The sequence below is a fragment of the Pararhizobium sp. A13 genome, from assembly GCF_040126305.1.
Lineage (GTDB): Bacteria > Pseudomonadota > Alphaproteobacteria > Rhizobiales > Rhizobiaceae > Pararhizobium.
The window spans coordinates 535,001-559,948 of record NZ_CP149510.1; the positions used below are offsets into that span (position 1 = coordinate 535,001).

Sequence of the window (24,948 nt, forward strand, 5' to 3'; positions counted from 1 at the left end):
CGCATGGGCGGTGATGATCATCGGATCGCTGCCGCCGGCCTCGATCACGGCCGGTTTCATCCGGCTGGCGGCGGCAGCGGCAACCGCCTTGCCGGCGGTGACCGAACCGGTGAAGGCAACCGCGTGGGTCAGCGGCGAGGCGATCAGGTGCTGCGCGACATCGGCACCACCGGGCATGCAGGCGATCAAGCCTTCGGGTAACGCTTCAAAGACCTGCATGAACTCGAGCGTCGACAACGTCGTCGCCAAGGCGGGCTTGATGATGCAGGCATTGCCCGCGGCAAGCGATGCCGCGACCGTCCAGCACATCAGGAGGATCGGGAAGTTGAACGGCATGATGTGGACGCTAGTGCCGAGCGCCTCGTAGCGCGCATACTGGAACGAACCGGCCTGCGTCGTGCCGGCCACCTTGCCCGCCTCGTCGCGGGCCATTTCGGCGAAGTAGCGGAAGGCGCCGGCGCAGTTGGCAACCTCGCCGATTGCTTCGGGATAGGGCTTGCCCATCTCGCGCGACATGAGCTCGGCGCAGACCCGCATGTCGGTCGCCTCGATGCGGTTGGCGATGCGGTGCAGAATCGTGGCACGGCTCTTGGCGTCAAGGCGTTTCCATTCGGATTGCGCTGTCTTGGCGGCAAGAAGCACTGAATCCAACTCGGCGACGGTCGCTGCTGCAAACACGCCTTCCTCACCGAGTGTCGCCGGATTGATCACCGTGTGGCGCGCTCCCTTGGCGCGCACATAGTCTGGATGCCGGTAGAAAACGGGTTCGGCTGGAGTGAACATGGTGTTTTCCTGTTAAACGCATTTGCCTTGGTGAAGGCCCCCTCATCCTGCCCTCTCCCCGCTGGGGAGAGGAGGTACAAAGACCGTAGCCACTCAGCGGATCATGTAGACCTTCTTGATCGTCTCATGCACGGTGCAGACACCCTTCCAGTCCTGCGGGAAGAAGGCTGCCGTGTCCGGCACGATCTCGATCACCTCCCCGCTTTCGTGCACATAGGTACAACGGCCTTCGAGGAAGTGGCAGAACTCGTCGCGGGTCACATGGCAGTTCCATGTGCCCGGCGTGCAGATCCACAGCCCGCATTCGGACTGGCCGTCCGGACCCTTGTGGATCAGCTTGCCGGTCGTACGGCTTTCGCCCGCGATCATGGTCGGGATGATGCCCCAGTCCTTGAGATCGGTTTCCTCGAGCGGCTTGCGCATCAGCGGTGTGGCGGTCATGGCATGTTTCCTTTCCGATTTTGTTGTTGTCAGACCAGCATGTAGATGTTGCGCATGGTCTCGATCACGTGGCACTCGCCGGTCCAGCCGCCGGGGAACATGACGACGGTGCCCGCCTCGACTTCGATCACCTCGCCCTCGTCCGAGCGATAGACCGCCCGGCCGGCAACGAAATGGCAGAATTCGTCGCGCGGGATCGATAGCCGCCAGCGGCCCGGCGTGCAGACCCAGATACCGGATTCGGGCTGGTTGTTCGGCCCCTTGTGGACGAGCCGACCGGTCGATTTCGACTGACCCTCGACACTGTCTGGCTGTGTGCCCCAGTCGACAAGATCATCATAGATTGTGGCGTTGTAGATGTGCGGCGCGGACGATGTTTTGAGTTCAACCATGACACCCCCCTCTGTTCCCTCGGGACATCTCCCCACCGAGGGGGGAGATTGGCGATTGCCACATCTTTCCGACTAACGCCGCACCTTCAGCGAAAAACGATGCTTTTGCACGAGGGTTCGGCATGCCCCCGATCTCCCCCCTTGAGGGGGAGATGTCCCGAAGGGACAAAGGGGGGTAAGCGGCAACGACAGAGCGAGCGGCGATCGAGTACCCGACCGCATCCGAAAAAATCTCAGCCATCGAACTTGCCCGTCCCGGCCAGCTGATCGAGGATGTCCGCCGCCTTCTTCGGCCCGTTCTGCGCCTGCATATGGGCGCTGGTCGCCGCCAGCTTCGCCTTCATCTTCGGATCGTTGATGCAGGCGTCGAGCTTGGCCGCAAGCTCCTCGTCGGTCCAGTCGTAACGCGGCATCTTGAAGCCATGGCCGGTCTCGTCAACGCGGGTTGCATTGTCATGACCATCCCAGACATAGGGCATGATGATCGCCGGTTTGCCGAAATAGAGGCACTCGGTGAAGGAGTTGTTGCCGCCGTGATGGATCGCAGCGTCGATCTGCGGGATGACCGAAGGCTGCGGAAACCAGCTTTCGACGATGACGTTGCTAGGCAGGTTGTCGTACTGTTCCTTGTAGTCGCCGACATTGACGAGCGCCCGATAGGGCAGCTTGCCGAGGGTGGTGATCAGGCGTTTCAGAAGACCCGTGTCGCCGGCCCCGAGGCTGCCGAAAGAGATATACAGCAGCGGCTTGTCGTTGTTTTCGGCAAAGGTCGGCACCTCATAGGGCTTTTCCTTGCGCACGCACCCTTCCAGATACTGGAACCGTTTCGGATCGAGCGGATGAGCGCGATCGAACTTTACCGATTCCGGGTAAAGCAGCAGGTTCATGACGGGCGATGCCTCGAAGAACTGGCCAATCGGATAGGCGTCCTCGCCGGTCGAGTCGAGGAAAGCGTTGAAATCATCGTGGATCGGCTTGATCACCGCGTTGAATTTTTCGCGATACGCGGCGTGGCCTTCCAGATCATCCTGGCGGCAGCCGGACAGATGCGGCGGGATCTTCGGGTCCTCGATCTCGTTTTCCGAGCAGGAGATGATGCGCACCCAGGGCTTGCCGAACTGCTTGATCGCCGGGAACAGGATGACGTTGTCGACGCAGATCAGGTCCGGTTTGATCTTCGCCAGTACGCCCGGAAGATCTTTTTCAGCCCACTTGGCGCTGTCGACAATCGCCTCCCAGCAATCCTTCACGTAGTTGTCGATCTGGTCGTAAGGCGATTTGCGGAAGTTCGAAATGTGACCGTTGATGAAGTCTTCCCAGAATTTTGCCATCTGTTCCGGCGGCATCGGCGCCGAGAGGTTCACCGGATACGCCTCGAAACCATACCCCTTGTAAACATCGACGAAGCCGGGGTCGGACAGGAAGACCGCCTTGTGGCCGAGCGCTTCGACAGCCTGGGCGATGCCGACGGAGTTCAGCGCCGGGCCGAAAGCCGCCTCGGGGAAGAATGCTATCGTCTTGGACATGAGTTCCCTCTTTGTTTTTCTAGTCCTGGAAAATCCGGCAGGCCGCTGCATCAAAGCCGAGTGACACCGTCGCCCCGGTTTGCGCAGCGGCCACTTCAGGTCCAGCCGCCGCCACGCGGACCTGAAGGGGCGCCGATTGCAGCGCCGTTTTGACGTAGAGCTGCCGGTCGAGACCGTGATAGGCGACATCGACGACCGTGCCGGCGATACCGATGCCCGCGGGCCTCAGGGCGATATTTTCCGGCCTGATTGCAAGCACCGCCTTCTCATTTCGCTTCAGCCCACCAAGATCGCACGCAAGCGTTTCGCCAGCGGCCCGAAACAGGGCATCGGCGCCGATCTCGCCCTCAATGAAATTCATCACGCCGATGAAGCCCGCGACGAAACGGTTGGCGGGCCGCTCGTAGACTTCTTGCGGCGTGCCGCATTGCAGGATACGGCCATCCTTCAGCACCGCGACCCGGTCGGCCATGACCAGCGCCTCTTCCTGATCGTGGGTGACGATGATGAAGGTGATGCCGACCTCGTTCTGCAGCCGTTTCAGTTCCAGCTGCATTTTTTCGCGCAGTTTCTTGTCAAGCGCGCCGAGCGGTTCGTCGAGCAAAAGCACCCTCGGCCGCTTGATCAGCGCGCGGGCCAAAGCCACCCGCTGTTTCTGACCGCCGGAAAGCTCGGCCGGTTTGCGTTCGGCCAGTGCCTGGAGATCCGTCGTCTTCAGCATCTCCTCGACGCGGGCGGAAATCTCACCCTTGGCGAGGTGTTCCATTTCGAGGCCATAGGCGAGATTCTGCCGGACCGTCATATGCGGAAACAGGGCATAGGACTGGAACATCAGGTTGAGCGGTCGCTTTTCCGGCGCCTGATCGGTGATATCGCTGCCGGAAAGCCTGATCCGCCCCTCGTCCGGCTGCTCGAACCCGGCGATCATCCTGAGCAGCGTGGTCTTGCCGCAGCCCGATGGCCCAAGCAGCGCGAAGAACTCGTTTTCGCGGATATCGAGCGACAGCCCGTCGACGGCAACCGTCTTGCCGAAACGCTTCACCACCGTATCGACCGCCAGAACCGGGGCTTTGAAGTCAATGTTCATCGGGTCATCTGTTCTTTGTTTAGCCATTGCGAAAGCAGCAGCGCAGTCGCGCTGACGCCCATGACGATGGTGGCAAGCGCATTGATTTCCGGCGTTACGCCGAAACGGATCATCGAATAGATCTGCATCGGCAGCGTGATCGAGGAACGTCCGGCGCCGGAGGTGAAGAAGGCGATGATGAATTCATCGACCGACAGGGTGAAGGCGAGCAGCGCGCCGGCGACGATGGCCGGCAGCAGCACCGGGAAGGTCACGCGCCAGAAGGTGGTGAAGGCCGAGGCGCCGAGGTCGCGCGAGGCCTCGACGATCGAGAAATCGAAATTCTTCAACCGCGCCCGCACGACGGAGCAAACGAAGGCAAGGTCGAAAATCACATGGCTGATGACGATCGTGTGCAGACCCATGGTCACATTCAACCGCGAAAACAGGGTGAGCAGCGCCACCGCCAGCACGATGTCGGGAATAACCATCGGCGCGAAGGCAAGCGCCTCCAGCGGCGTGCTCCTGCGCTTCCGTGTCTCCATGCCGAGCGCCAGCATCGTGCCGAGCACGGTGGCAATAAGGGTGGAGAAGATGGCAACAACCAGCGTGTTCCACGCGGCATGGAGAATATCGCTGTTGCCCGCCAGCGAAGCGTACCAGCGCAACGAAAAGCCCGACCAGGTCGTCGGCAGGCCGCTTGCATTGAACGACAGGAGAACCAGCACCGCAATCGGCAGGTAGAGAAAACCGAAGACAAGAACGAGGATCGCTCTCCCCGTCAGCTTGATGCGCAGCGAGTCAGCCATTGGCAGCCCCCAGCGTTTCGCCGCTGAAGCGGGATGAGGCGCGCGCCTGCAAGAGCAGCAGCGCGATCATGATGGCGATCAGCACCATGCCGAGGGCGGCGCCGAACGGCCAGTCATTGGCGGTCAGGAACTGGTCGTAGACGAGATTGCCAATCATCTGGAACCGGCCGCCGCCGAGCAGCGCCGGGGTGACGAAATTGCCGATCGACAACACGAAGACGAAGACGCCGCCGGCAGCAATGCCGGGCATCGTGAGCGGCAAAGTCACCCGCAGGAAGGTCCGTACCCGCCCTGCCCCAAGATCACGCGAGGCTTCGATCAATTCGCTGTTCAGCCGCGACAGGCTGGAATAGATCGCCAGGATCACGAAAGGCAGATAGTTGTAAACGAGGCCGGTAATCACAGCACCTTCGCTGTAGAGCAAAGCCAGCGGTTCGCCCTCATAGCCGAGCCAGCGCAGCAGATTGTTGATCAGCCCCTCGCGGTTGAGCAACACGATCCAGGCATAGGTGCGGATCAGATAATTGCTCCAGAAAGGCAGGACGGCAAAAAACAGCAACAGCGGCTGCGTGCGCTTCGGAGCCAGGCAGATGGCGTAGGCCGCGGGATAGGCGATCAGGATCGCCAGCAGCGTCGCAATCCCGGCAATACGCACGGAGGCGAGGAATATCTTCGCATAGAGCGGATCGAAGACGCGCTGAAAATTCTCGAGCGTGAACGTGTATTCGATGCCGCCGTAGAGCCCCCGCGTCAGAAATCCATAGGCGAGGATGATCAGGCACGGCACGACCATGAACAGGCCGAGCCACGCAACGGCCGGCAGAGCCATGAGATTGGAACGAACCGTCTGCGAGGACAAGAAAAGAACTCCGGGGTTTATTTACCCCTCTCCCCGCAGGCGGGGAGAGGGTTTTTGGATGCGTCCGTCAAGGCAATCCCACCTGAATTCGGACCGTTTGGCTTGCGGCACTTCTCCCCAGCGGGGAGAAGTGCCGGGCGCATGCGAGGCGATGAGGGGTGGCGCGGCAGATTCGGAGTAGGTGGCTTCGCCCCCCTCATCCGACCCTTCGGGCCACCTTCTCCCCGCTGGGGAGAAGAGGAAACGGTTCAGTTTGCCGCCTTGATCTCGCTCACAGCACGGGAATAGTCGCGCTGTGCCTCGCCGAGGTCCTGAAGCTCCTCGTATTTGACGAGCGTTTCAGGCGAGACGCCCATGGTTGGGTATTTCTTGACGAGTTCCGGATCAAGGCTTTCCATGGCCGGCTTGTTCGGCACTTCGTAGAAGATGTTCGACGCCGCCCAGGCATGGTTCTTCGGCTCGAGAATGTAGTTCACGAACTTCAGCGCCGCGTCCTTGTGCTCGGAATTCTTCATCACCACCATGGTGTCGATCCAGAGGTCGGAGCCTTCCTTCGGGACGACGAACTTGATCTTGTCGTTTTCGGCGATGCCGTAATTGCACCAGCCGTCCCAGGCCTGCACCAGCGAGGCTTCGCCGGAAACGAGCTTCGAATAGAAGGTCGTGTCGTCATAGGCGAGCAGGTTCTTCTTGGCTTCGATCAGCGCGTTTTTCGCCGCCTCGATCTTTGCCGGGTCCTTTTCGTTGACGGAATAGCCCTTGTAGAGCAACCCCGCCGCCATCAGCCAGCGGTCGGTCGAGAGCATGGTGATCTTGCCCTTCAGCGCCGCCGGCGGGTCGAGCAGATAGGACCAGCTGTCCGGCGTGCCTTCAACGAGATCGGAACGATAGCAAAGGCCCGTCGTTCCCCAGGCGTAGGGAACGGCATAGGTATTGCCCGGATCGAACGCGAGCTTGGTTGCCTGCGGATAGAGGTTCTTGAGGTTCGGCACCTTCTCGACGCCAAGCGGTTCGAGCAGCCCCTGCCCATTCAAGATATGCGCGAAGGGGGAAGAGACGAACACGACGTCGTAGCCCTTGCCCTGGCCCGCCATCAGCTTGCCCATGATTTCTTCGTTGGTGGCGTGGTTGACCACCTCGATGGTGAGCCCGGTTTCCGCCTTGAAGGTCTCGGCGATATCCGGCGCCATGTATCCGGCCCAGTTGGAGATCACCAGATCGGCCGAAAGCGCGGTTCCGGCAGACAGAAGCATGGCTGTCGACGCAAGACCGGCCAGGCGCAGTTTCACTGACGTTTTCAAGGACATCTCCCGTTGCTGGCGCAATCCGGAGCCCAGGTTCGCCCTGGACGCTCGCCGCTTGCGCAAATCCATCATCCCGGAGGGTTTCGCGGTCCAGCGCGTCGCCGTCTCCGAGGGTCCAACCTCTGTTCCCGAAGCGGCTCGCCGATTATCCGGTCTATGTGTCGCTTCATCAGGCAGTATTATTTATAAAAAAAATACGTCAATACGAATTCGTGTGGCGTCTGAAATTTAACAGATGCCCTTGCGAAAGGCCCTTGGAAGATGCAGCATGCGTTTTATGGCAGCACGTTCAGGGCACAAGGCGATGGAAGCAGAGGCGAAGAAAGTCAAATATCGCCATGTCGAACTGGCGCAAAAAATACTTGATATCGCGACAGAACGGGGCATGAGCCGCGGTGAACGGCTTCCCGAACAGGCACTTGCCTCGCGCTGCAACGTCTCGCGCACCCCGATCCGCAAGGCCTTGCAGTTCCTTGCCGAGAAATCGATCGTCGAAGCGGAGGCCGAGGGCGGCTACCTGCTTGCCATCGACCCGGCCTCCTTTCCAGGCCTGGAGGATGCGGCTCAGCCGGCTGAAGAAACCGAGCTCTACAACGCCATCCTGCGCGACGTCTCGGCCGGCCGCATCAGCGACGCGCAAACGGTCGCCAGCCTGCAGCGGCGCTACGAGGCGTCGCGCAACGCGGTACAAAATGCGCTGACGAGGCTTGCCGAGGACAACCTCGCCGAACGCGCGGCCGGCCAGCAATGGCTGATCAAGCAGTTCGCCATCAGCGGCGATGCAGTCGCCAAGAGCTTCGAATACCGCCTCTCCTGTGAGCCTCTGGCACTCACCATGCCCGGCTTCCGCCGCGACGTCGCGGCGATCACCTCGCTCAGGCAATCCATGGAAATCCTGCGCTCGATGACGGAGAGCAGCTTTGACCAGAAGCTCTTCGAGCGCACCGACTTCGACTTCCACATGCTGATCGCCAAAAGCTGCGGCAATCCCTTCATGTCGGAGGCGCTGTCGAGTCACCACCGCCGCCGCCGATCGAGCCAACCGCCCGTGCATGTCAACGCCTTCCGGCTGATGCAGTCCAACATGGAGCACATCCAGATGCTGGAGCAGATCGAGCGCGGCCAGATGGAGCTTGCGGCCGACCTGATGCGCGTGCATATCCAGCTTTCCCATTCCCAGCGGCCGCGGCTGGCCGGACGCGGCGTCCCGCCTGTCTTCAAGGTGGTGGGCTAAACTCGGTGCGTGAATGAGCCAGCCCAAGGTAATCGCCTTTTTTCCGGAAGCCAGCTACGGCGCCGCGCTGAACTGCGTTGGCATTGCCCAGGAGCTTCGCCGGATGGGCGCGCGGCCGGTCTTCATCTGCCATCCCGGCTTTCGCGGTGTCTTCAGCGAATACGGTTTTCCAGAGTACCAGCTGCAATCGGCGGGCAGCGAAACCCCGACCGACTGGACCGATTTCATCAACCGCCATCAGGACGCGTTCCGGCAAACGCCGCTGGAGCAGGTGAAGAGCTATGTCGCTCCGACCTGGGAGGCGATCGTCGACACGGCAATTGCCGCCGAAGAGCCGCTTCGCCAGCTTCTGGCGCAGTTGAGGCCGTCGGTCGTCGTGCTCGACAACGTCGTGATGTTCCCGGCCATCGCCAATGCCGGTGTGCCTTGGGTCAGGGTCGTCTCCTGCGCCGAGACGGAGCTGCGCGATCCGCTCGTGCCGCCCTATCTTTCCGGCTGCGGCGGCAAGCCCGGTCCGGACTGGTCGACGTTTTCAGGGCGCTACGCCAAGGCCGTGGCTCCCGCACAAAAACGCATGAATGCCTTTCTCGCGGACTGCGGCCTGAGCCCTTTGCCGCCGGGCGAGTTCCTGGAAAACTCGCCTTTTCTCAATCTGCTTTTGTCGCCCCGCATTGTCCGTTTCGAACGCGAAATACCGCTCGACGCGCAAAAATTCGTCTGTCTCGACGGCTGCGTCCGGCAGGAGGCGCCCTATACGCTGCCGCACTTTGCCTCGCATCAGGATGCGCCGCTGGTGCTCACGAGCTTCGGCAGCCTTGGCGCCATGGACGTCTCGATGATCAAGCGGATGATCGGCGGCTTTGCCGAACTGCCCTACCGCTTCATCGTCAATGTCGGGCCATGGCGCGACGACTACAGCCGCATACCCGACAATGTCTTCCTCGAAAGCTGGTTTCCGCAGCCTTCCGTCGTCGAACAGTCGAGCCTGTTCATCCATCACGGCGGCAACAACAGCTTTTGCGAGGCGCTCTATTTCGGCGTGCCGTCGCTCATCATGCCGTTCTGCTGGGATGGCCACGACAATGCGCGTCGTGCGGACGACGTTGGCGTGGGGCGCCGGATCGATCGCTACCGCTGGACCGAGGAGGAACTCGCCTCCGCCATCACCGGCCTGCTCGACAATCCTGCTCTGAACGATAAACTCTCGGCCAATTCGGACGCGATGAAGAAGGCCGCTGGCGTCACGGTGGCAGCCAAGGCAATTCTCGACCTGATCTAAAGGGACGGCGACATGCAGGACAGGCTTTATATCGACGGAGAATGGATAAGGCCGGAAAAGGGCGGGACGCTGGATGTCATCAATCCCGCCACCGAAGAGATCATCCACAAGGCCCCCGCCGGCACCAGCGGCGATATCGACAAGGCCGTCAAAGCCGCGCGCTACGCCTTCGATTCCGGCCCATGGCCGCGTTTCACGGGGACCGAGCGTGCCGTTTATCTGCGCGCCATCGCCTCGAAGATTATCGAGAAGCGGGAGTTTCTCGCCAAGCTCGAAGTCGCCGACAACGGCAAGCCCCTGCCCGAAGCGCTGTGGGACATCGACGATGTCGCCGGCTGCTTCAACTATTATGCCGGGCTTGCCGAGGAACTCGATCACAGTCCGGAGGAAACGATTCCGCTCAGCGAACCGCGTTTCTCCTCACGCGTGGTGCGCGAACCGCTCGGCGTCGTCGGCGCCATCACACCATGGAACTATCCGCTGCTGATGGTCGCCTGGAAGGTGGCCCCTGCCCTTGCCGCCGGCTGCACCATGGTGCTGAAACCCTCGGAACTGACGCCGCTCACCGCGCTTGAACTTGGCGTCATTGCCGAGGAGGTCGACCTTCCGGCCGGCGTGCTCAACATCGTCACCGGTACCGGCCCGCAGGCCGGCGAGCCGTTGACCGAGCATCCGCTGGTCGACAAGCTCGCCTTCACCGGCTCGGTCTCCACCGGCCGCAAGGTGATGATGGCGGGCGCGCAGGACATCAAGAATGTCAGCCTCGAACTTGGCGGCAAATCGCCCTTCGTCATCTTCGCCGACAGCGATATCGACAAGGCCGTCGAATGGATCATGTTCGGCATCTTCTGGAACCAGGGCCAGGTCTGTTCGGCCACCTCGCGCGTGCTGGTCGAGGCGAGCATCTACGACGCCGTCGTTTCGCGGCTGTGCGAGGAAGCGGCGAAGATCAAGATCGGCAGCGGCATGACCGAGGGCACGCTGCTTGGCCCGATCGTTTCCAAGGGGCAATACGACAAGATCGTTTCGGCGATCGAGCGTGCCCGCATCGACGGCGCGACGGTTGCAGCAGGCGGCAGCCGCCCGGCCGGCCTCAACAGCGGCTATTTCATCGAGCCGACGGTCCTGACCGACATGAGCGAGGACAGCTACGTCTGGAAGGAGGAGATCTTCGGGCCTGTCGTCTGCGTCAAGCCGTTCAAGGACGAGGACGAGGCCATCCGCGTGGCCAATGACAGCCGCTTCGGGCTTGCGGCTGCCGTCATGTCGAAGGACGTGATGCGCGCCGAACGCGTGGCCGAGGCTTTCCGCGCCGGCATCGTCTGGGTCAACTGCTCGCAGCCGACCTTCACCGAGGCTCCCTGGGGCGGCTACAAACAATCCGGCATCGGCCGCGAACTGGGCCGCTGGGGACTGTCGAACTATCTGGAGACGAAGCAGATCACCCGGTTCAACAGCGACGAGCCGTGGGGGTGGTATATTAAAAGGTGAGAATTTTGCGCCCGTGCCTGCGCGGGTTAAAGCGGTCTTTGCCTCGGACTTTCTCATTTTGGACAGCAGCACAACTCTCCTCCGTCATCCTCGCCCTTGTGGACCACAAGGGCGAGGATGACGGCGAGTGGGGGAAGCTCCTCGTCAACCAATGCCCCCCTGATGCCCATTGCCGCAAAGATCAGCCCTCGCAAACCCCGCTCGTCTGTCCTTCCGCTTTTTCAAAAACACGCTGAAGCGCCCGGACCGGTGAAGCCGGCACGGTTTAATCGCGCAGTCGGAGGGCGCACGCAAATGCGGGGCCTCGATTTGATTTAGTAGATGGCTCCGCATTTGCGTGGCCTTCGGCGTTTTTCGGGGCTTCCGGCCCCTTCAAATGCTTGCACTGTCTCGCTGCGCAGGAGAAACGTTCTCCTGCTTGCATGGCTCAACCAAACCGGACCTGGCAGCCCGGGGGAGACATCTGAGGTGGGTGAACCACCCGACACGCATCACCCTGACCCTGGCCGCACGTTACGGCGCAAGGCGCAGGGCGCCGGCTCCCACCTGCCCGCGACCGTCTCGCGAAACACTCCGGCGGCGAAAACGGGAACCAGTATACGACGGCGTTTCCGGGCGGGGAAAACGGCGATGAAATTTATTTCGATGGATTGAACCCGGACACCGGTCCATGTGCAGCCGCCGAAATCTGAAATAGCGACGCAATCGGAAACACGACTTGTCATGTTAGACGTTTGAACGTCCATTTGACGACATATTCGCCGTTGCGCTTGATTTTGGTTTTGGTCCGCACCCGGACCGGCCCACCCAACGAAATCTCCGCATCGTCGAAGGCTTGGCGGGCCTCGGCGATGGCTTGATGATAGGCGCTGTTGTCACGTTTTGGGCTTTCAGCAATCGCCTTGAGAAGGGCGACCGTGTCTAGTTTGTCTTCAGCCATGAATTGGTCGCACTCCTTCGCGGCCGCGCACAAACCTATGTCGCTATGCCCAACACATTGGGGCAATACACGAACCAACGTGCTCTACTCAATCCAAACCTCTGGCTTCAAATCTGCGGCGTCATCACATCAGCTTTTGGTCCGCAGCTGCCTTCAGCCTGTCGCAAAAGTCTGTCGCGAAACACTGACTTTCACGAGGGATTTTGCGACAGAAATTTCCTCCGGAATTCCAAGGGACGGATTTTGTCGTTGAATTTGGGCAGATCCTCTGAAAACTCGATCGGCGAAGATCGGAATTGACGGGACGCAACCTTCCCTTTGGACAGCGGTTAATTGCTTCCTGGAAGAGGCTGTAGGAAGATGCGCTCATAGCTATCGAACGGTGGATTTTCGCCGAAACGCGCGTTTGCTGCAATGCCATGCGGATCTTCGGCGACCTTACTACGATAGCGGAGGTAGGTCGTCTCATCTGGAAAAGTGAAGAGGGCGACAGCAATATCGCTGGCTCCCTCCTCACCCACACGCGGGAAGCTCACGCCAACACCGGCCGGCTTTTCGCGAGGGATGAAATAGCCGTGGTGCGTTCCGCCATGACGTTCGATGAGGCCGATCCAGGTTCGGGCATAAGCTTGGAATTCCGCAATTCTGCCTTGATCAACGCGGTAGCGAACTTCGCAGGTAACGGGAGTATTCAACATTCAGTGCTCATCTCCTTGATTACCTCGGAAAGCTGAAAGCCATTGACAATGGGCATTTGAACCGGTCGACGGCGACCCTAGGCAAGCGATCTTCAACCCAATGATTGCCTCTGTGGCCGTTGACTGAGATTCCTAAGTGTAATGTCCTGTGGTAACTTCTGCCATGGCCCATCTTTCAGCAACAGACCGACCTTTTGAAGCTCTACGTGGCGGAAGACGATAATGAAAAGCGAGCCAAATCCGTCAGCCTACATGAACGCACGGGCTGACTTCGAAGCAGCATAGAGCCCCACCTTTACAAGGTTCGTGTCCACCGCCTCCGGAAGAAGCAGCATCTGCGAGCGGTCTGTTCCTGATAAATGGGCCATAGCAAAACCTACCATGGCCCGCTACCTTGAGGAATCCCGGATGCATTCCATAGAAAGAAGCGACATTGCCAATAAACAGAATAGTGCTCTACGCGCAGGACGTCGAGGAGACCGTTCGTTTCTACGAAAAACACTTTAGGTTTGAAGCGTCCAGACAGGCCGGCGACGGGATCATTGAACTGGTTAGCCAGGACAATGGGGCAAATTTGATGATCCACCAAGCTGCCAAGGGACAACGAAGCGGCCAATCAACCGTCAAATTGGTCTTCGACGTAGAGGACCTCGAAGCCTTTTGCGCTCTTCGCGCGAAAGACGGACTCGAATTCGGAACCATCCATCAGGCAGATGGATACATGTTCGCCAATGCTAAGGACCCTTGCAAAAACTCAATCTCAGTTTCAAGCCGAGCCTTCCGGAAAACCGCCTAAGACTTCTCACACAGTCTGCAGGGATTTCGCGACAACAGCACTAGGCATCCGAAGGAATGCGGGCGATGACCTTGATCTCGAAATCGAACCCAGCAAGCCAGTTCACACCGATTGCGGTCCAGTTCGGATAAGGCGGCTCGCTGAAAATCTGTTGTTTGACAGCCATAATGGTCCCGAACTGGTTCTCGGGGTCCGTGTGGAACGTAGTGACATCAATGATATCGTCAACGGTGCAGCCTCCAGCTTTAAGCGTTGCCTGAAGGTTGTCGAAGGCCAGTTGGACCTGGCGCCCGAAATCAGGTTCAGAAGTCCCGTCGGGACGGCTGCCGACCTGTCCGGATACGAAGAGGAGGTCGCCGGAGCGAATCGCGGCTGAATAGCCGTGTTCCTCATAAAGAGCGTGCCTGTTTGCAGGAAAGATTGCGTTACGCTTAGCCATTTTGATCTCTCTTCATTGTTGTTGTTCGCACCTGATGGGCGCAGCGCAATGCTTCAAAAGCTTCACAAGCCATCGCTTCATCTGATATACGATGCGTATGTAAAATGGCTGACATACGGCACGTATGTCAAGTTAATATACGCACCGTATGCGAATTTGAGGATTTATGGCAAAGCGACGCGTCGAGATGATGGAGGAGAACCGCGCCAAGCTGATCGCGGCAGCTCGAAAGGCTTTTGCCGATAAGGGATACGCCGCAGCGTCCATGGACGAATTGACGGCCGAGGTCGGTCTGACACGGGGCGCACTTTACCACAATTTCGGAGACAAGCGTGGGCTGCTGGCGGCGGTTGTCAATCAGATCGACGCTGAAATGGCTTCGCGCGCGAAGGAAATCGGCGCCCAATCGGAGCGCGACTGGGAAGGGTTGTTGGCCGAAGGGATCGCCTATATCGAAATGGCGCTCGATCCCGAAGTACAGCGCATCGTTCTGCTCGACGGACCTGCAGTTCTCGGCGATCCGTCACAATGGCCCAGCCAGAACAGTTGCCTTCAGGCGACAAAGCAGACGGTGGAGCGGTTAATCACACAAGGAATTCTCAAACCAGTTGACGCAGAAGCCGCTGCCCGGCTCCTCAATGGCGCCGCGCTCAATGCTGCCCTATGGATCGCTGCCAGTGACGATCCGAAGGGTGTTTTGCTGAAGGCTATCGAGGCCTTCCGCTCCCTGGCCATGGGCCTTCTTGTACGACCTGGGTGAAATCCCCGACGCCGATGTGTGCGCCGCAAACAAGCGTCTGCGTTAAGTAAAGATCGTACAACGCGAATTCAACGCCGCAGAATAGGGCGGTTTGCGAACATGACAATGACCGGTACTGGCCCGCAGTCGTCGCCTCCCCCACACATCAACCGACTCCCCTAAGCCCCTACTCCGCCGCTTCCGCCCTCGCCGCCGGGACGTAGTTGAGGATCGGCCCGAGCCAGCGTTCGACCTCGCCGATCGGCATGTCCTTGCGCCCGGCATAGTCCTCGACCTGGTCGCGCTCGATCTTGGCGACGCCGAAGTAATAGGCTTCCGGGTGGCCGATATAGAGGCCGGAGACGGAGGAGCCCGGCCACATGGCGAAACTCTCCGTCAGCGTGACGCCGATTTCCTGCTCGGCCTTCAGGAGACGAAACAGCGTCGCCTTTTCGGTGTGATCGGGCTGCGCCGGATAGCCGGGTGCCGGGCGGATGCCGGCATAGGGCTCGCCGATCAGTTCGGCGGGCGTGAAGGTCTCGTCCGGTGCATAGCCCCAGAGCTCCTGGCGGACATATTCGTGCATACGCTCGGCAAAGGCCTCGGCGAAACGGTCGGCCAAGGCTTTCACCATGATCGAGGAGTAATCGTCATTGGCCCGCTCGAAGCGTTCGGCAATCGCCACTTCCTCGATGCCGGCGGTGACGACGAAGCCGCCGATATAATCGTCTCTGCCGCTTTTGACCGGGGCGACGAAATCCGACAGGGCCACATTCGGCCGGCCGTCGCGCTTACTCATCTGCTGGCGCAGCGTGAAAAAGGTGGCGAGATCGGCGCTTCGCGTTTCATCCGTGAACAGGTGGATATCGTCCCCGACCACACCGGCCGGCCAGAAGCCGACGACCGCCTTCGGCGCGAACCACTTTTCCGCGATGACTTTTGCCAGCATGGCTTGAGCATCGGCAAAGAGCTGGCGGGCGGCTTCGCCTTGCCGTTCGTCTTGGAGAATCTTCGGGTAGACGCCCTTTAGCTCCCAGGTCTGAAAGAACGGCGTCCAGTCGATATAACGCGCCAGTTCGGCGAGGTCCCAACCCTGAAAGACGCGGGTGCCGAGAAAGGAGGGCGTCTTCGGCTGATAGCCGTCCCAATCGACCGTCTGCGCGTTGGCGCGGGCCCTGGCCAGCGGCAGGCGCTGCTTTTCCAGCTCGTTGCGGGCATGCGCGTCGGCGACCTTCCTGTATTCGGCGCGGACCGTCTCGACATAGCCGGCCTTCGCTTCCGGCGACAGCAGACTGGAAACGACGCCGACGGCGCGGCTGGCGTCGGTGACGTAGATCGCCTGGCCCTGATGGTAGCGCGGGTGGATCTTGACGGCCGTGTGCACGCGGCTCGTCGTGGCGCCGCCAATCAGCAGCGGAATATCAAAGCCTTCGCGCTCCATTTCGGCCGCCACATGCGCCATCTCGTCGAGCGACGGCGTGATCAGGCCGGAAAGGCCGATGATGTCGACATTGCGCTCGCGGGCGACTTCGAGGATTTTCGCCGCATGCACCATCACCCCGAGATCGATGATCTCGTAATTGTTGCAGGCGAGAACGACGCCGACGATGTTCTTGCCGATGTCGTGCACATCGCCCTTCACCGTTGCCATCAGCACCTTGCCGGCGCTCTGGCGCTCGCCCTCGCCCTCGCCGCCACCCGCCAGCCGCTCGGCCTCCATATGGGGCAGGAGAACCGCAACCGCCTGCTTCATCACACGGGCCGACTTCACCACTTGCGGCAGGAACATCTTGCCGGAACCGAAGAGGTCGCCGACGACATTCATGCCGGCCATCAACGGGCCTTCGATGACATGCAGCGGCCGCGCGGCATTTTCCCGCGCTTCCTCCGTATCGGCGTCGATGAACTCGGTGATGCCGTTGACCAGCGCATGCTCCAGCCGCTTTTCAACCGACCATTCGCGCCATTTCAGGTCCCGCTCCCTGGCCTCCCTGCCGGCGGCACCCTTGAAGCGTTCGGCCAGTTCCAAGAGCCGCTCGGTCGAATCGGCGCGGCGGTTGAGGACGACATCCTCGCAGGCTTCCTTCAGCTCCGGCTCGATCTGGTCGTAGACGGCAAGCTGGCCGGCATTGACGATGCCCATGTCCATGCCCGCCTGGATGGCATGATAGAGGAACACGGCATGCATCGCCTCGCGCACCGGCTCGTTGCCGCGGAAGGAGAAGGAGAGGTTCGAGACGCCGCCGGAAATATGGACATGCGGCAAGGTCTCGATGATCTCGCGCGTCGCCTCGATGAAGTCGACGCCGTAATTGTTGTGTTCCTCGATACCGGTCGCCACCGCAAAGATGTTCGGATCGAAGATGATGTCTTCCGGCGCAAAACCGGCCTGTTCCGTCAAGAGCCTGTAGGCGCGGGTGCAGATCTCGACCTTACGGGCCTTCGTATCGGCCTGTCCCTTTTCGTCGAAGGCCATGACGACGACCGCGGCACCATAGGCGCGGCAGAGTTTTGCGTGATGCAGAAAGGCTTCCTCGCCTTCCTTCATCGAGATCGAATTGACCAGCGGCTTGCCCTGCACGCATTTCAGCCCGGCCTCGATGATGTCCCATTTCGAACTGTCGATCATCACAGGCACACGGGCGATATCCGGCTCGGCGGCAATCAGGTTCAAGAACTCGACCATCGCCTGCTTCGAATCGATCAGGCCCTCGTCCATGTTGACGTCGATGATCTGGGCGCCGTTCGCCACCTGGTCACGGGCGACATCGAGCGCCGCGGCATAGTCGCCGGCGGTGACCAGCTTGCGGAACTTGGCCGAGCCGGTGACGTTGGTGCGCTCGCCGACATTGACGAAGGCAATGTCCTTGCTCAGCGTGAACGGCTCTAGCCCGGACAGCTTCATTAGTCGCGGCACCTCGGGAATGGCGCGCGGCGGGTGTTTCGAAACAGCCTCTGCGATCGCCCGGATATGGGCCGGCGTCGAGCCGCAGCAGCCGCCGACGATGTTGACGAGGCCCTCGCGGGCAAAGCCCTCGATCTGGGCTGCCATCTCCTCGGGGCTTTCGTCGTAACGGCCGAATTCGTTCGGCAGGCCAGCATTCGGATAGGCGCAGACGAAGGTGTCGGCGACGTCGGAAATCTCGGTCAGGTGCTCGCGCATGGCATTGGCGCCGAGCGCGCAATTGAGGCCGATGGTGAAGGGCTCGGCATGGCGCACCGAATGCCAGAAGGCCGTCGGCGTCTGGCCGGACAGGGTGCGGCCGGAAAGATCGGTGATCGTGCCGGAGACCATCACCGGCAGGCGAACGCCCTTTTCGATGAACACTTCCTCGGTCGCAAAGATCGCCGCCTTGGCGTTCAGCGTGTCGAAGATCGTTTCGATCAGGATGATATCGGCGCCGCCATCGATCAGGCCGCGCAGCTGCAAGCCATAGGCGACGCGCAGGTCATCGAAGGTTACGGCGCGAAAACCGGGATTGTTGACGTCGGGCGAGATCGAGGCGGTGCGGTTGGTCGGCCCGAGCGCACCGGCGACGAAGCGGCGCTTGCCGTCGACCTGCTGCGCCCTGAGCCCCGCACGCCGCGCAAGCCGGGCACCGTCACGGTTCAGTTCATAGACCATCGCCTCCATGCCGTAGTCGGCCTGGGCGATGGAGGTTGAGGAGAAGGTGTTGGTTTCGAGGATATCGGCGCCGGCGATGGCGTAGTTGTAATGGATTTCCTCAATCGCGCCGGGCTGGGTCAGGGTCAAAAGGTCGTTATTGCCCTGCAGATGACAGTCGCAGCCGGCGAAGCGGTCGCCACGGAAATGCTCTTCGCCGAGGCCAAGCTGCTGGATTTCCGTGCCCATCGCGCCGTCCATGATCAGGATGCGTTCACGCGCCGCCGCTTTCAATGCGGCCATGACTTCCGACCCATCGGGACGGGGTGAAATGGCGCCGAAAAGGGCATCGATGGCGGACATGGGAAATCTCCCGTTCTGAAAACGACAATACAGTAGCATACAGGCATCACATAAAGATATCTTTATGTCAATATATGCATCTCCGCAATCAAACGAACGGGCAAAAAGAAACCGGCCCGTTTCAGAGGAAACGAGCCGGTTGGACATCGATCGGATATGCCGCGTCAGAGCCGTTTGAGGCAGTCGTCCACTTCGTAGATGGCGCAGAGGATGTGATAGAAGCTGCTGGCGGGCGCCGGTTCTTCGACGAAGCTGCCATCGGCCTTCTGCTTGTCGCGCCACAGCCCCTTGACCGGCGTGTCGAGAAACCGCATCAGCGCCGTTGCGGCGCGAACGGAGGAGCGGAGATAACGCTCGCGCTCCTCGCCTTGTGTGAGCGCCGCAAAGCGGATCGCCGCCTTCAGCCATTCCGTCTGCGGCCACAGCCGGGCGATCGGATCGGCGACGGAGAAATCGTCGAGAAGCGTCATGACAGCCACGTCGCGCGGCTGCGCAATGCCATATTGCTCTCCGATCTCGAACAGGCGGCGCGCCTTCACCAACGCATCGGCATCGCCGCGCCGCTCACCCCAGCGCAAGAGCAGCCAGGCCCACTCGAACTGGTGGCCCGGCTCGACGATGCGGCCCTTGTCGCCCGGCATCGGCGACCAGTCGTGATCGAAGAATTCGCGCAGCGCGCCGGTTTCGGTATCGATGAAATGATCCATGCAAAGCGCTGCGATCTCATCGGCGAGATTGGTCCAGGCAACCGTGTCGAAACCATCCACCTCTTCGCTCGCGAGGCACGCCTCGAACAGGTGCATATGCGGGTTGGAGCAGAGCGGCAGGCGCGGTGGATTGTCTTCCTCGAAGCCCGCCAAAGGGTGCTTGCAATGGGCTTCGAGCTTTTGCAGCAAGATATTGCTGCGCTCGATCATCTCCGCCTTCCGCTCCGGAAAGACCTGAGCCACATAGGCAAAGGACAAAAGCGCGAAAGCCTGGTTGTAGAGATCGAACGACGCGTCGATCAGATGTCCGTCCGCATCCGCGAGCGCCCCGTAAAAGCCGTTCGGCTGCAGATAGACGCGATCGAAATAGGCAAGCCCGCTCCGAGCGACGCTCTGCCAGTCTCCCGGCCAGCCGCGACGGCCCGCTTCCGCAAAGCAATAGACCTGGCGCGGCTGGACGCGCGACCGGCGGTTCGCCCGCGTCGGCTCGCCCGTCATGTCGATCGTCTCGACGAAGCCGCCGCTCGACGTGTCAAAGCCCTTGTCGCGCCAGATCGGCAGCGCCGCACTGGCGAGCCAGTCGTTCAATTTCGCGGAAAAGCCGGCAATATCCATTATCACTGTCCGTCCGTTCTTATGCGCCAAGTTTCAACGCGCCGAGATCCTTGCCGAGCACATTGGCGAGCGCTTCGACGACCATGTTGTGATCCTCGCGCTGCGGCAGGCCGGAAACCGTAACCGCGCCGATGCAGCCGGTGCCCTTGACGACGATCGGGAAGCTGCCGCCATGCGGCGCAAACTCGGCATCGGGCAGGCCGAACTTCGCCTGCAGCGTGCTGTCCTGCTTGGCGAGTGTCAGGCCGATCGCGTAGCTGCTCTTCAGGAAGCGGAAAACGCAGTTGCGCTTGCGGCGCACCCAGTTCGGATTGTCGGGCGTCGATCCCTCCAGCGCCGCATAGAAGACCGGCATGGAAAACAGCGTGACGTCGATCACGACGCCCAATTTTCCTTCCACCGCCATGTCGCGTAGCAACGCACCGAGTTTCCAGCCGGTTTCCAGGTTAAAACTGTCGAACTGCAGTTCCTTCTCCTGCAACGCGATGCGTTCGAGATCCTTGTCGAAATTCATATCGCCGTTTCCCCTTGTCTTTCAGTCTTTCCAGAGCCAGGCGGCGCCGCGCACGCCGGAACTGTCGCCATGCACCGCCTTGCGGATCGGCGTTTCGAAACTGTCGCCGAAAATATATTTGACAATCAAATCCGGCAGCTCGTCGTAGATCTCGTCGACATTCGACATGCCGCCGCCAAGCACGAAGACATCGGGGTCGACGATGTTGGTGAGCAGCGCCAGGCTGCGGGCGAGCCGGTCGACGAAGCGCTCGTAGACGGCGGTGGCGACCGGATTGCCGCTGCGCTTGTCGGCGATGATGTCGCGGCCGCGCCGGTCGATGCCCGTCGTGGTCCGGTAATCGAGTTCGACGCCGGTGCCGCAGGCATACATGTCGAGGCAGCCATGTTTACCGCACCAGCATTTGTGGCCCGGATACTCGTCCGGCGTCATCCAGGGCAGCGGATAGTGGCCGATTTCGGCGGCGATGCCCTGATAGCCGGCATGCACATGTTTGCCGATCGCAAGCCCCCCGCCATGGCCGGTGCCGACGATGACGCCGAAAACCGTATGCGCATCCTTGCCGGCGCCATCCACGGCTTCCGAGACAGCAAGGCAATTGGCATCATTGGCAAGCCGCACTTCGCGGCCGAGCGCTGCCTGGAGATCGCGCCCGAGCGGCTGGCCGTTCAAGAGCACGGCATTGGAATTGCGCACGATGCCGGTGCGCGGATTGGGGCTGCCGGGAATACCGATGCCGATCGTCCCCTGTTCGCCCGCCATCTGCTCGGCGGTGGCGACAAGCTCCTGCACCGCGCGGATGCAGGCATCGTAACCGCTGGTCGGCGTCGCGATGCGGTGCCGGGCCCTGGTCGTGCCATCGCGGTCGAGCGCGATGACTTCCATTTTCGTGCCGCCCCAGTCAATTCCAATGAACATGTCGGATCAAACTCTTGTGCATCTCGTTGCAATGAGCGGCGCCTCATCGGCCGGGTGTTCTCCCGTTCCGCCGCACCTGCTTAACACCGGAAAAGCGTTTCGCGCCAGTCCGCCCGGCTGCGAAGCGCACGAGAAAATCCAGTTCCGACAAGGCCGATGCAAAACCGCATCGGAAAAACACTTGGCTTCGCGGCCGAGCTTTTGTAAGGGTTCTTTCCGGCTGGTCCCATAGCTCAGCAGGATAGAGCGCAGGATTCCTAATCCTGAGGCCGATGGTTCGAATCCATCTGGGATCACCAGCAAACCAACATCCTGCTATTTCCGACGCTCAAACGAGCTCCGACACCGTTCCCCATATTCGCGTCGCAATGGGCGATCTCAGTTGCGCAACTGTCTTCTTTTTTCGGCGCCATCCGGTCGTATAGTCGCGTCGTCGCGATATTGTAACGGGTGGCTTGGCGGTGCGTTCCATGCCCCCAAGGCCGAACCAGGTCTACCTGAGGCTCAAACGCGTGAGGCGACGGAGCGCCTGGCAAGCGGGGCACGGTTCAGGTGTCCGACCTTGCCGAGGCCTTTCTCGTGGACATCTCCAACTCCCGAAGGCGGCGACGCTCCGCGACCCTTGCGTCTATCCTTGCCTGTATTCGCGCCTGACGGCGATCTTCCTTTCTCTGCTCGGTCCTGAGGCGCACCATCTCGTAGTAAGATCGCTCGGCCTCTTCCTGACCATGAATGCCAATCTTGACGTCCTCCTCCACCGCGACCCTGAAAGCGTCCGCCAATTCCTCTGCGGGCAGGCCCGGATTGCAGTAAAACGCTTCAAACACCTGCATGTTGAAGTCAAGGACGTGGGGGTATATGTGCCTGCGATCTGCCATCCACTGGTTCTTGAACAGCCTGGTCACCGCTTCGTAACTCGGCATGTAATGGAGACGCTCATCGGTTCCGTTGGCCCTCATAAACTCGTCCAAGGCTGCCCGGATTATAGCCTTGGATACCGCGTCGGCGCTTAGGCAGGAAACCGACCTGAAAGTTGCCGCCAGGGGTATTGGGGAAACCGAAAACAGGATATGTGCATCGGGCCGGAACTTTCGGATCAACGCCCGTATGGCTTGGAGGTTTGCAGCATTTTCGGCAAAGCTCGAAACGCGGAATTTGTGCCGGGCCGGGTCATATTTGTCCATCGGAACGGCACGCCAAAACACCTCTCCTGTCGGCTCGTCGTACCAAACTTCCGACAGACCGAGCGTGATGATGAAGAGATCCGCTTGGTCAAATAAGTCTTTGGTTTCAAGCCTGACCGCTTCATCGTATCCGAATTCTTCGGCCGCATATCCGTGCCAAAGGTCGGCATTCGGGGTCTTGTTGAGCCAGGCCCACTCGAATTGCTGAAGGATGGCGAACGTGTTCACAATCCCGTCGCCCATTTGCGTGACGTAAGCTCGGCTCTCCTTTTTGGTCAAAACATTATAGTCGCGGCCATGGAGATAGTCGCTGATGTTCGCTGCGAAACATGACCCGAAGGCGACAATAGGCGTTTCCTTGGTCACGAATTTGGAAGCGGGGGCCCACCCCTCCATCAGGTATTCAGCCAGGAAATTTGGTGCGGCAAACGAGTTGTTCGTCGGATGAAAGTTGGTGTGTTCCCCGCGAAAGAAGCTCTGCGACGTCTTGCGTTGCCGTCCGTCTTGCTCGTATGCGTAGAATGCCATTATTCACCTCTCAAATTGAGACCGGCACGCTACTTCAAGGGCTGACCGTGTCAATGGGCTGTGCGTCGCGCGACTCCGTTCGGCGGGGGTTTGGAACTCGAGGGCATCCAGTCTAAACGCACTGCCCAAAGAAAAAGGCCGGGTGAAAACCCGACCTCTCCGACCCGCCTCGACAGCACTGCCAGTACATCCGTGGTCAGCCGCTGGAAACGAATTCCATGAGCGCAATATGGTGCACGAATGTAACCGTTTCAAGACATTGCCAAAAATAAGCGCAAGCAGGACCGCGCCTCAGGCCGCATCCAGCGCCACCGTCAGGTCGGCGATCAGGTCGTCCGGGTGTTCGATGCCGATCGACAGGCGGATGGTCGATTCCAGGACGCCGATCCGCTGGCGCACGTCAGCCGGCACGCCGGAATGGGTCATCGTGGCGGGGTGGCTGGCGAGCGATTCGGTGCCGCCGAGGCTCACGGCCAGCTTGAAGATCTGCAGCGCATTGAGAAACCGGAACGAGGCCGGCTGGCCGCCGCGGATATCGAAGGAGAAGGTCGAGCCGGCGCCGCTGCACTGCGCGGCAAAGGTCCTGCCGACCGGCGATTCGGCGTCGTGATAGGGCAGATAGTGGATACCCTCGACCTTGGGGTGGTCGCGCAGGAAATCGGCAATCTGGAGGGCATTGCCGTTCGCCTTTTCCATGCGGATCGACAGCGTTTCCAGTGAGCGGCCCAGCATCCAGCAGGAATGCGGATCGAGCTGCGTGCCGATGGCGCCGCGCAGGGCCTTGATCTGCTTCATGATCGCCTTGGTGCCCAGCGCCGCGCCGGCGATCAGGTCGGAGTGGCCGCCGACATATTTGGTCAGCGAATAGAGCGAAAGGTCAGCACCGTGCTCGATCGGCCGCTGGAAGACGGGTCCGAGCAGCGTGTTGTCGCAGGCGACAATCGGCGTGTGCCCCTGCGTTTCGCCGATCCTGTCGGCGATCCGGCGGATCATCGCGACATCGACGAGGCTGTTGGTCGGGTTGGCCGGCGTTTCGATCAGGATCACCGAAATGCGGCCCTTGGCCATGGCCGCATCCGCCGCCTGCTGCACAGACTTCTCGCTGACGCCATCGGCGAACCCGACGGCGGTGACGCCCATATTGAGGAAGGTCTTCGCCAGGAGCGTTTCGGTGCCGCCGTAGAGCGGCTGCGAATGCAGGATCGCGTCACCCGGCCTGACGAAGGCAAGCAGCGTCGTGGCGATCGCCGACATGCCGGAGGAAAACAGTGCGCAGCTCTCGGTGCGCTCATAGACCGCCAGGCGGTCCTCGACGATTTCGCTATTGGGATGGTTGAAGCGGGAATAGACCAGGCCTGCCCCGGTGCCCGCCGGCGGCTCCCGGCGGCCGGAGACGAAATCGAAGAAATCCCGCCCCTCTTCCGCCGATTTGAAGACGAAAGTGGATGTCAGGAAGACCGGCGGCTTGACGGCGCCCTCGGACAGTTCCGGATCATAACCATAGTTCAGCATCTGCGTTTCGGGATGCAGTTTATGATTGCCGATATGGGTCTTGGAGGGATGGGGAGCGGTCATGACAGTCTCCGGGATTTTGATGTGAATTACGCAGTCTACATCAAGTTTGGCTGCTACTTCTTGCCAATCTGAACGCGTTTTTGACCAAAAATTGCGCGGTGCTGATCGAAACTGGACAAAATCCGGATTTTTCGGCGACGCCGT

The 24,948-nt window shown here is 60.6% G+C and carries 22 protein-coding genes and 1 tRNA gene (1 of these 23 running past the window's edge); 6 read left to right on the top strand and 17 right to left on the bottom strand.

Features of this window, described 5'->3' with window-relative positions:
- From WI754_RS02600 to WI754_RS02635, 8 genes are all read right to left on the bottom strand, one after another.
- Positions 1–783 carry the 5' portion of an aldehyde dehydrogenase family protein gene (locus tag WI754_RS02600; RefSeq protein WP_349436078.1) on the bottom strand. 723 nt of this gene lie to the left of the window's left edge, so only the first 783 of its 1,506 coding nucleotides appear in the window; it begins with the start codon at positions 781–783; its stop codon lies off the left edge, out of view.
- Positions 784–876: 93 nt separating this feature from the next.
- Positions 877–1,224, bottom strand: a complete 348-nt coding sequence (locus WI754_RS02605; RefSeq protein ID WP_349436079.1) for a cupin domain-containing protein — start codon at positions 1,222–1,224, stop codon at positions 877–879.
- A 29-nt stretch (positions 1,225–1,253) separates the two neighbouring features.
- A complete protein-coding gene (locus tag WI754_RS02610; protein ID WP_349436080.1) occupies positions 1,254–1,616 on the bottom strand; it encodes a cupin domain-containing protein in 363 nt (120 codons plus the stop codon).
- Positions 1,617–1,849: 233 nt separating this feature from the next.
- Positions 1,850–3,142: a glycosyltransferase gene (locus tag WI754_RS02615; protein WP_349436081.1), complete on the bottom strand. Its 1,293-nt coding sequence runs from the start codon at positions 3,140–3,142 to the stop codon at positions 1,850–1,852.
- Between the two features lie 19 nt (positions 3,143–3,161).
- Complete coding sequence (locus tag WI754_RS02620) at positions 3,162–4,229, bottom strand: ABC transporter ATP-binding protein (RefSeq protein ID WP_349436082.1); 1,068 nt, start codon at positions 4,227–4,229, stop codon at positions 3,162–3,164.
- Entirely contained in the window at positions 4,226–5,017 is a 792-nt protein-coding gene (locus WI754_RS02625) for an ABC transporter permease (RefSeq protein WP_349436083.1), read from the bottom strand. The genes WI754_RS02620 and WI754_RS02625 overlap by 4 nt, the downstream gene beginning before the upstream one ends.
- Positions 5,010–5,846 (bottom strand): ABC transporter permease, encoded by an 837-nt coding sequence (locus WI754_RS02630; RefSeq protein WP_349437705.1) that lies wholly within the window; start codon positions 5,844–5,846, stop codon positions 5,010–5,012. Before WI754_RS02630 ends, WI754_RS02625 begins: the two co-directional genes overlap by 8 nt.
- Positions 5,847–6,124: 278 nt before the next feature.
- On the bottom strand, positions 6,125–7,177 hold the full coding sequence (locus WI754_RS02635; protein ID WP_349436084.1) for a spermidine/putrescine ABC transporter substrate-binding protein: 1,053 nt from the start codon (positions 7,175–7,177) through the stop codon (positions 6,125–6,127).
- A gap of 280 nt (positions 7,178–7,457) precedes the next feature.
- Here WI754_RS02635 and WI754_RS02640 point away from each other — a divergent pair, with 280 nt between their 5' ends.
- The 3 genes from WI754_RS02640 to WI754_RS02650 are packed head-to-tail and all read left to right on the top strand — an operon-like array spanning position 7,458 to position 11,184.
- The gene (locus WI754_RS02640; RefSeq protein ID WP_349436085.1) at positions 7,458–8,414 is read left to right on the top strand and encodes a GntR family transcriptional regulator; all 957 of its coding nucleotides are present in this window, start codon (positions 7,458–7,460) and stop codon (positions 8,412–8,414) included.
- A 13-nt stretch (positions 8,415–8,427) separates the two neighbouring features.
- A complete protein-coding gene (locus WI754_RS02645; RefSeq protein WP_349436086.1) occupies positions 8,428–9,693 on the top strand; it encodes a glycosyltransferase in 1,266 nt (421 codons plus the stop codon).
- Positions 9,694–9,705: 12 nt separating this feature from the next.
- Positions 9,706–11,184, top strand: coding sequence for an aldehyde dehydrogenase family protein (locus WI754_RS02650; RefSeq protein ID WP_349436087.1), 1,479 nt, complete (start codon positions 9,706–9,708; stop codon positions 11,182–11,184).
- A 721-nt stretch (positions 11,185–11,905) separates the two neighbouring features.
- Here WI754_RS02650 and WI754_RS02655 read toward each other — a convergent pair.
- Both WI754_RS02655 and WI754_RS02660 read right to left on the bottom strand, forming a co-directional pair.
- Positions 11,906–12,124, bottom strand: coding sequence for a hypothetical protein (locus WI754_RS02655; protein WP_349436088.1), 219 nt, complete (start codon positions 12,122–12,124; stop codon positions 11,906–11,908).
- Between the two features lie 329 nt (positions 12,125–12,453).
- Positions 12,454–12,822, bottom strand: coding sequence for an NIPSNAP family protein (locus WI754_RS02660; protein WP_349436090.1), 369 nt, complete (start codon positions 12,820–12,822; stop codon positions 12,454–12,456).
- 433 nt (positions 12,823–13,255) lie between these two features.
- Between WI754_RS02660 and WI754_RS02665 the strand changes: the two genes are divergently transcribed.
- Positions 13,256–13,618 carry a VOC family protein gene (locus WI754_RS02665; RefSeq protein ID WP_349436091.1) on the top strand — a complete coding sequence of 121 codons (363 nt, stop codon included), beginning with the start codon at positions 13,256–13,258 and terminating at the stop codon, positions 13,616–13,618.
- 40 nt (positions 13,619–13,658) lie between these two features.
- Here the strand turns inward: WI754_RS02665 and WI754_RS02670 are convergent, their stop codons facing one another.
- Positions 13,659–14,057: a RidA family protein gene (locus WI754_RS02670; RefSeq protein ID WP_349436092.1), complete on the bottom strand. Its 399-nt coding sequence runs from the start codon at positions 14,055–14,057 to the stop codon at positions 13,659–13,661.
- 166 nt (positions 14,058–14,223) lie between these two features.
- Between WI754_RS02670 and WI754_RS02675 the strand changes: the two genes are divergently transcribed.
- The gene (locus tag WI754_RS02675) at positions 14,224–14,817 is read left to right on the top strand and encodes a TetR/AcrR family transcriptional regulator (protein WP_349436093.1); all 594 of its coding nucleotides are present in this window, start codon (positions 14,224–14,226) and stop codon (positions 14,815–14,817) included.
- A gap of 166 nt (positions 14,818–14,983) precedes the next feature.
- On the opposite strand, the gene metH is transcribed toward WI754_RS02675, so the two are convergent.
- The 4 genes from metH to WI754_RS02695 all read right to left on the bottom strand — a co-directional run bounded on the left by metH (position 14,984) and on the right by WI754_RS02695 (position 21,517).
- Positions 14,984–18,763: a methionine synthase gene (metH, locus tag WI754_RS02680; protein ID WP_349436094.1), complete on the bottom strand. Its 3,780-nt coding sequence runs from the start codon at positions 18,761–18,763 to the stop codon at positions 14,984–14,986.
- A 164-nt stretch (positions 18,764–18,927) separates the two neighbouring features.
- Positions 18,928–20,091 carry an AGE family epimerase/isomerase gene (locus tag WI754_RS02685; protein WP_349436095.1) on the bottom strand — a complete coding sequence of 388 codons (1,164 nt, stop codon included), beginning with the start codon at positions 20,089–20,091 and terminating at the stop codon, positions 18,928–18,930.
- Positions 20,092–20,104: 13 nt separating this feature from the next.
- The gene (locus tag WI754_RS02690) at positions 20,105–20,599 is read right to left on the bottom strand and encodes a heme-degrading domain-containing protein (RefSeq protein WP_349436096.1); all 495 of its coding nucleotides are present in this window, start codon (positions 20,597–20,599) and stop codon (positions 20,105–20,107) included.
- Between the two features lie 21 nt (positions 20,600–20,620).
- Positions 20,621–21,517, bottom strand: coding sequence for an ROK family protein (locus WI754_RS02695; RefSeq protein ID WP_349436097.1), 897 nt, complete (start codon positions 21,515–21,517; stop codon positions 20,621–20,623).
- Between the two features lie 222 nt (positions 21,518–21,739).
- On the opposite strand from WI754_RS02695, the gene WI754_RS02700 reads away from it, so the two are divergent.
- Positions 21,740–21,816 (top strand) — tRNA-Arg (locus tag WI754_RS02700).
- Between the two features lie 249 nt (positions 21,817–22,065).
- Here WI754_RS02700 and WI754_RS02705 read toward each other — a convergent pair.
- Both WI754_RS02705 and WI754_RS02710 read right to left on the bottom strand, forming a co-directional pair.
- A complete protein-coding gene (locus WI754_RS02705; RefSeq protein ID WP_349436099.1) occupies positions 22,066–23,229 on the bottom strand; it encodes a GSCFA domain-containing protein in 1,164 nt (387 codons plus the stop codon).
- A 291-nt stretch (positions 23,230–23,520) separates the two neighbouring features.
- A complete protein-coding gene (locus WI754_RS02710; RefSeq protein ID WP_349436100.1) occupies positions 23,521–24,804 on the bottom strand; it encodes a cystathionine gamma-synthase family protein in 1,284 nt (427 codons plus the stop codon).
- Between the last annotated feature and the right edge of the window lie 144 nt (positions 24,805–24,948).